The organism is Pseudomonas sp. (genome assembly GCF_030684895.1).
In the GTDB taxonomy this organism is placed as follows: Bacteria; Pseudomonadota; Gammaproteobacteria; order Pseudomonadales; family Pseudomonadaceae; genus Aquipseudomonas.
In genome coordinates, this window is record NZ_JAUXXP010000037.1 from 21,633 (window position 1) to 27,632 (window position 6,000).

The 6,000-nt window shown below is 62.5% G+C and carries 6 protein-coding genes; 3 read left to right on the forward strand and 3 right to left on the reverse strand.

Translation table 11 applies throughout. The features are described 5' to 3' along the window. Positions 1 to 132: 132 nt before the first annotated feature. Together Q8M42_RS07160 and pyk are read left to right on the forward strand one after the other, a co-directional pair. Complete coding sequence (locus Q8M42_RS07160) at positions 133 to 930, forward strand: tetratricopeptide repeat protein (protein WP_304871010.1); 798 nt, start codon at positions 133 to 135, stop codon at positions 928 to 930. 88 nt (positions 931 to 1,018) lie between these two features. Continuing rightward, on the forward strand, positions 1,019 to 2,470 hold the full coding sequence (gene pyk / locus Q8M42_RS07165; protein ID WP_304871011.1) for a pyruvate kinase: 1,452 nt from the start codon (positions 1,019 to 1,021) through the stop codon (positions 2,468 to 2,470). 57 nt (positions 2,471 to 2,527) lie between these two features. Here pyk and Q8M42_RS07170 read toward each other — a convergent pair whose 3' ends face one another. The 3 genes from Q8M42_RS07170 to Q8M42_RS07180 are packed head-to-tail and all read right to left on the reverse strand — an operon-like array spanning position 2,528 to position 5,409. Then, entirely contained in the window at positions 2,528 to 3,301 is a 774-nt protein-coding gene (locus Q8M42_RS07170) for an enoyl-CoA hydratase (RefSeq protein WP_304871012.1), read from the reverse strand. A gap of 46 nt (positions 3,302 to 3,347) precedes the next feature. Then, positions 3,348 to 4,289, reverse strand: a complete 942-nt coding sequence (locus Q8M42_RS07175) for an iron-sulfur-binding ferredoxin reductase (protein WP_304871013.1) — start codon at positions 4,287 to 4,289, stop codon at positions 3,348 to 3,350. Next, positions 4,282 to 5,409: a diguanylate cyclase gene (locus Q8M42_RS07180; RefSeq protein ID WP_304871014.1), complete on the reverse strand. Its 1,128-nt coding sequence runs from the start codon at positions 5,407 to 5,409 to the stop codon at positions 4,282 to 4,284. The genes Q8M42_RS07175 and Q8M42_RS07180 overlap by 8 nt, the downstream gene beginning before the upstream one ends. Before the next feature lie 291 nt (positions 5,410 to 5,700). Here Q8M42_RS07180 and Q8M42_RS07185 point away from each other — a divergent pair. Beyond that, on the forward strand, positions 5,701 to 6,000 hold a 300-nt coding region (locus tag Q8M42_RS07185; RefSeq protein WP_305283875.1), incomplete at its 3' end, for a fumarate hydratase.

Genomic DNA, 6,000 nt, shown 5'->3' on the forward strand with positions numbered 1-6,000 from the left:
AGCAGTGTATCGACTGCCCAGGAAAATTCTGCAGCAACATATCCTCTGATGGGTAATGCCGCCAGCCACTTGGCCAGCACCCATACGCCTGACTAGACTGGCGCGCAACGGCCATTGCGCCCAGGAGCTGTCATGTCGTCGTCGCCTCGCCTGCTAATGCTGCTGTGTACCGCGCTGTTGGGCGCCTGCTCGCCCACCACGCCGCTGTTTATTGCGCAGATCACCACCAACGAAGTGGTCGAATACAAGACCCTGAAAAACAACCGCATGCTCGCCGCCATCGAAGATGAAGGCGATTTGCTGACCTACAGCGCCCAAGCCATTCGCGATGCCAAAAGCGAGCAGGCCGAACAGCTGTACCTCACCGGCTACCGTGACGAGAAACTCAGCGACGAAGTGCGCGCCATTTCGCTGTACCAGATCGGTTTGCTGTACATGAACCGTTTCAATGAGCAGCGCGATGACAATAAGGCGCTCAACTACTTCTATCAGGTGCTCAACCAGTTCCCTGCCAGCCGCGCCGCCGAACGGGCCGAGGCGCGCATCGTGATGATTCGCGAGCGCGCCAATGAACCGGTGCACAAGACCTCACGCGAATTGCTGGCGCACTGGAAGCCCAATCAGCAACTCGACCTGTACAAGCCCAGCCTCGACCAAGACATGACCCTGCTGTCACGTCGCGCCGTGCTGAAAAATCGCGTCAGCGAAGCCGAAGAGTTGTACCTGCTGGCCTTGAGCGACCCCGGCATCCCAGCCGACATCAAGGAAAAGGCCCTGTATCAGCTCGGCCTGATGTACCTGGCCCCGGACAACCCCCAAGCCAGCCGCGACAAGGCCATCACCTACCTGCGCCGCCTGCTGGTGCAATACCCCAGCAGCGAGCTGAACAACAAGGCCGCCCGCCATCTGGACCAGGCACTCAATCGCTAGCAGGCCTGCCAAGGTAGTGCAGAGGAACAATGACTACAGCGTTGCGCCATAGTAGCCTCGTGCTCATTCGCAACTCAGGAGTCTGTGCATGACCTTTCGCCGCACCAAAATCGTCGCCACCCTCGGCCCCTCCAGCAACAGCCCCGAAGTGCTTGAACAGCTGATCATCGCTGGCCTGGATGTCGCCCGCCTGAACTTCTCCCACGGCTCGCCAGACGAGCACAAAGCCCGCGCCAAACTGGTGCGTGAGCTGGCCGCCAAGCATGGCCGCCACGTTGCCCTGCTCGGCGACCTGCAAGGCCCGAAAATCCGCATCGCCAAATTCGCCAACAAGCGCATTGAACTGAAGCTCGGCGACCGCTTCACCTTCTCCACCAGCCACCCGCTCACCGCCGGCACCCAGGATATCGTCGGCATCGACTACCCGGATCTGGTCAAAGATTGCGGCGTCGGTGACGAATTGCTGCTCGACGACGGCCGCGTGGTGATGCGCGTCGTCAGCGCCACCAGCGACGCCCTGCACTGCGAAGTGATCATCGGCGGCCCGCTGTCCGACCACAAAGGCATCAACCGCCGTGGCGGCGGTCTGACCGCGCCAGCGCTGACCGAAAAAGACAAGGCCGACATCAAACTGGCTGCCGAGATGGAGCTGGATTACCTGGCCGTGTCTTTCCCACGCGATGCCGACGACATGCACTACGCACGCAAGCTGCGCGACGAAGCCGGCGGTACTGCCTGGCTGGTGGCCAAGATCGAACGCGCCGAAGCCGTAGCCGATGACGAAACCCTCGATGGCTTGATCCGCGCCAGTGATGCGGTAATGGTTGCCCGTGGTGACCTGGGTGTGGAGATCGGCGACGCCGAACTGTGCGGCATCCAGAAGAAAATCATCCTGCACGCGCGCCGCCACAACAAGGCGGTGATCACGGCGACGCAGATGATGGAGTCGATGATCCAGAACCCGATGCCGACCCGCGCGGAAGTCTCCGACGTGGCCAACGCCGTGCTCGACTACACCGATGCGGTGATGCTCTCGGCAGAAAGCGCCGCCGGCGCCTACCCGCTGGAAGCGGTACAAGCCATGGCGCGCATCTGCCTGGGCGCGGAAAAACACCCGACCAGCAAGAAGTCCAGCCACCGCATAGGCACCGAGTTCGAGCGTTGCGACGAAAGCATCGCCCTGGCGGCCATGTACACGGCCAATCACTTCCCCGGTGTGAAAGCGATTATCGCCCTGACCGAAAGTGGCTACACGCCGCTGATCATGTCGCGCATCCGTTCTTCGGTGCCGATCTTCGCCTTCTCCCCGCACCGCGAAACCCAGGCCCGCGCGGCCATGTTCCGTGGCGTCTACACCGTGCCGTTCGACCCAGCTGCCCTGCAACCTGCCGAAGTCAGCCAGGCCGCAGTGGACGAGTTGCTCAAGCGTGGCGTTGTGCAGGCCGGCGACTGGGTGATTCTGACCAAGGGCGACAGCTACCACACCATCGGCGGCACCAACACCATGAAGCTGCTGCATGTCGGCGAAGCGCTGGTTTAAACCGCTAGCAATGCAAAAGGCCGCTCATTGAGCGGCCTTTTTGTTTGCCTCGAAGCATCAGACGAACTTGCTGAAGTCCGGCGTGCGCCGCTGCATAAAGGCGGTCAGCGCCTCGATGGCTTCCGGCGAGCGCAGGCGTTGGCCGAACAGCGCGCCCTCCTCTTCGATTACCCGGCGCAGTTGCTCGCGGTCCGGGGCACGCATCAGGCGTTTGCTATCGACCACTGCCGCTGGAGCCAACTGTTGAAAGCGCAGGGCCATTTCGCGAGCCTTGGCCAGGGTTGCCGCGCCGCTATCCAAAGCCTGATTGGCGATGCCCCAGGTTGCGGCCTGTTCACCGGTAAAGCTCTGCCCGAGCAGCAGCAGTTCGGCAGCTCGAGCGTGGCCGAGCAAACGCGGCAGAATCAGGCTGGAACCGTACTCAGGACACAGGCCGAGGTTGACGAAGGGCATCTTCAACGTGGCATCACGGCTGACGTATACCAGGTCGCAGTGCAGCAGCATGGTCGTGCCGATGCCCACCGCCGGGCCGTTGACTGCGGCCACCACGGGTTTGCTGAACTCGAACAGCGCCTGCATAAACTGGAACACTTCGCTGTTCAGCCCGGTGGGCGGCGCCTTGATAAAGTCGGCGACATCATTGCCGCTGGTAAAGCAGCTCTCGCCGCCGCTGATCAGCACGGCGCGCACGCTTTTATCCTGATCGGCCTGCACCAGCACTTCGGCCATGCCGCTGTACATGGCGCGGGTCAGGGCATTCTTCTTGTCGGGGCGGTGCATGCGCAGGGTCAGTAACCCTTGCTCACGCTCAACCAGTAGGTGCTCGCTCATCATCAATCCTCACGGCAGGCCACCCGCGAGCTGAGAACCTGAACGGCTAGCGCGCGTGGGGCAAAAAGACGTCAGCGAAAACCTGGCTACGCGGTAAACCCGCCAGATACAGGCGGCGCGCAAAGGTTTCGACGCTGTCGGGGTGGCCGCAGAGTAAGGCGATGGTTTGCCGTGAAACAAGGCGCAGTTCGGCCAAAGCAGCCGGCAACTCGGCCGCCACCAGCAGCTCGACCTGCACTTGGGGGTGGCTGGCAGCCAATGCCCGCAGGGGCTCAGCCAGGTAATGCGCGGACGCATCATGGGCCAGGTGAATAACCCGGACCGCGCCCTGATGCTCCTGGCGTAGCGCTTCACGCAGCACCCCGTACAGCGGCGCCAGCCCGGTGCCGGCGGCCATCAGCCAGAGCGGGCGGGTTTGCCAGTCCGGGTCATAGTGCAGCGCCGCACCGCGCAATTCGCCCAAGCGCAGGTTGTCACCCGGCTGAAAGGCCCGCGCTGCCGTGGCAAAGTCGCCGCCCTGGCGGCAGTCGATATGGAACTCCAGCCAAGGATCATCGCCCGGCAAGCTGGCCAGCGAATAGGGTCGGGCAATGCCGCACGCCGTCCAGAGTTGCAGGTGCTGGCCGGCGCTATATCGCAGTGGCCGCTGTGGGGTCAGGCGCAGACGCAGCACATCGCTGCTGAACCAATCGCAACTGTGAATAACGGCTGGAGTCGCATCACGCAGCGGGTCGAACACCTCGATCTGCACGTCTGCAACCACCCGACACTGGCAGGCCAGACGCCAGCCCTGTTCGCGCCGCGCATCGTCTAGGGCTTCCGGTTTGCCATCGAGTAACTCGCCGCCCACGCAACGCACCAGGCAGGCATGACAACTGCCGGCGCGGCAGCTGTAGGGCACGGCGATGCCGGCAGCCAGCAGGCTGTCCAGCAAATTACTGGCGGGGGCGACCTCAAGGCAGCGTTCCGCTACCCGTAACTCAGGCATCCACATCCTCCCAGGTTGCCGCGCAACGGTTACGCCCGTCGCGTTTGGCCTGGTACAGCGCCTGGTCGGCACGTTGCAGGGCTTCGTCGAGATCATCGTGCACGGTCAGCAAGGTCATGCCGATGGACACGCTCAGGCTGGCCACCTTCACACCCAGCGGCTCAGCACGGCTGAACGCCTCACGCAGGCGCTCGCAGCAGGCGGTGAACTGATCGGCTTCGGTATTGGGTAACAACAACACAAATTCCTCACCGCCGTAGCGGGCGACCACATCACCGTCGCGCAGGCAGGCGCGGGCGACAGCGGCAAAGGTTTGCAGAACCCGATCCCCGGCGGCGTGGCCATGGATATCGTTGATCCGCTTGAAGTGATCCAGATCGAGCAGCGCCAGACCATGCTGGCGCCCATTGCGCAGCTCCTCAAGCTCACGGCTGGCCAGGCGCAGGAAGTGCCGGCGATTACATAAGCCTGTCAGCTCATCCGTGGCAGCCAGGTCTTCGAGCTGACGCATCATGCCACGTAGGGTGTCCTGATGCGCCTGCAGGGCAAAACGCCGTTGGCGCATACGCTGACGCATGGCCTGAGCGTAACTGGCGAACAGGCACAGCCAGACCAGTACCACCGCCAGCACACTGGCCTGCATCAGCGCCACACGCGGCGCGCTCAGCTGCAGGGTATAGGCTTCATACAGGTTCAGCCCGGCAAAGCCGAAAAAGGCAAACAACGCGCAACGGGCGAACACCCGTGGCGGCAACTGGAATACGCCGAACAGCAGAATCAGCAGGTAGATCACCAGCATGCTGCCGCGCCCTTCGTTGAACAGCGACAGCAGCACGGTCAGCCAGGCCAACGCCACCAGCACCTGGGGTTCAGTCAGGCTGGGGTCGGCCAAACGCAGATTGATGCGCGACAGAAACAGCCCGAGAAATACCAGCTGGCTAAGGGCGGCCAGGACGCTGATGGCCAGAGCCGTGAGGGGAGATGCATGAAACAGCCCGGCAAATACGCCGATCCAGCACAACAGCCCGGTCAGCGCATAGGTTGCCACTGCCATGCCGAAACGCTTCAGCAGCAGGCTTTGCAGAGATCGCTGGGTTACCCGCTGGCTACTTAGGCTCATGGGGTTTATGGGCTCCGTCCCATGCTGGCATCTAGCCGCCACTCTACCCCTGTGATCACAGAATGCCTAGAGTCAGCCCAGGGTTCATTCGTCGGTTCAAATGACCGATCGGCGACCATGGTCTGGGGCCGTACAGGTGTCCGCCTGACCGCGTGCGCGGTATACTGCCGCGCCTTTTTATCTTGTGCTTTGGCCTTGTCCTTTGACCTTGATAGCCCTGCGCTGGGCCGTGACCCTGCGCTGTTCGAAGTTCCTGCCCTACTCCTACCTTTACAAAAAGGAGCGCCAAGCATGACCGTGATCAAGCAAGACGACCTGATCCAGAGCGTCGCCGACGCCCTGCAGTTCATCTCCTATTACCACCCCGTGGATTTTATCCAGGCCATGCATGAGGCCTACCTGCGCGAAGAGTCCCCCGCCGCGCGCGACTCCATGGCGCAGATCCTGATCAACTCGCGCATGTGCGCCAACGGTCATCGGCCGATCTGCCAGGTCACCGGCATCGTCTCCGTTTTTATCAGCGTCGGCATGGGCGTACGCTGGCCGGGCGCCTCCATTATCGTTGACGACATGATCAACGAAGGCGTGCGC

Bases quoted from the DNA above. Each gene is read 5' to 3' on its own strand.
- Q8M42_RS07160 (WP_304871010.1), top strand. From the start codon at position 133: ATGTCGTCGTCGCCTCGCCTGCTAATGCTGCTGTGTACCGCGCTGTTG.
- pyk (WP_304871011.1), top strand. From the start codon at position 1,019: ATGACCTTTCGCCGCACCAAAATCGTCGCCACCCTCGGCCCCTCCAGC.
- Q8M42_RS07170 (WP_304871012.1), bottom strand. From the start codon at position 3,301: ATGAGCGAGCACCTACTGGTTGAGCGTGAGCAAGGGTTACTGACCCTG.
- Q8M42_RS07175 (WP_304871013.1), bottom strand. From the start codon at position 4,289: ATGCCTGAGTTACGGGTAGCGGAACGCTGCCTTGAGGTCGCCCCCGCC.
- Q8M42_RS07180 (WP_304871014.1), bottom strand. From the start codon at position 5,409: ATGAGCCTAAGTAGCCAGCGGGTAACCCAGCGATCTCTGCAAAGCCTG.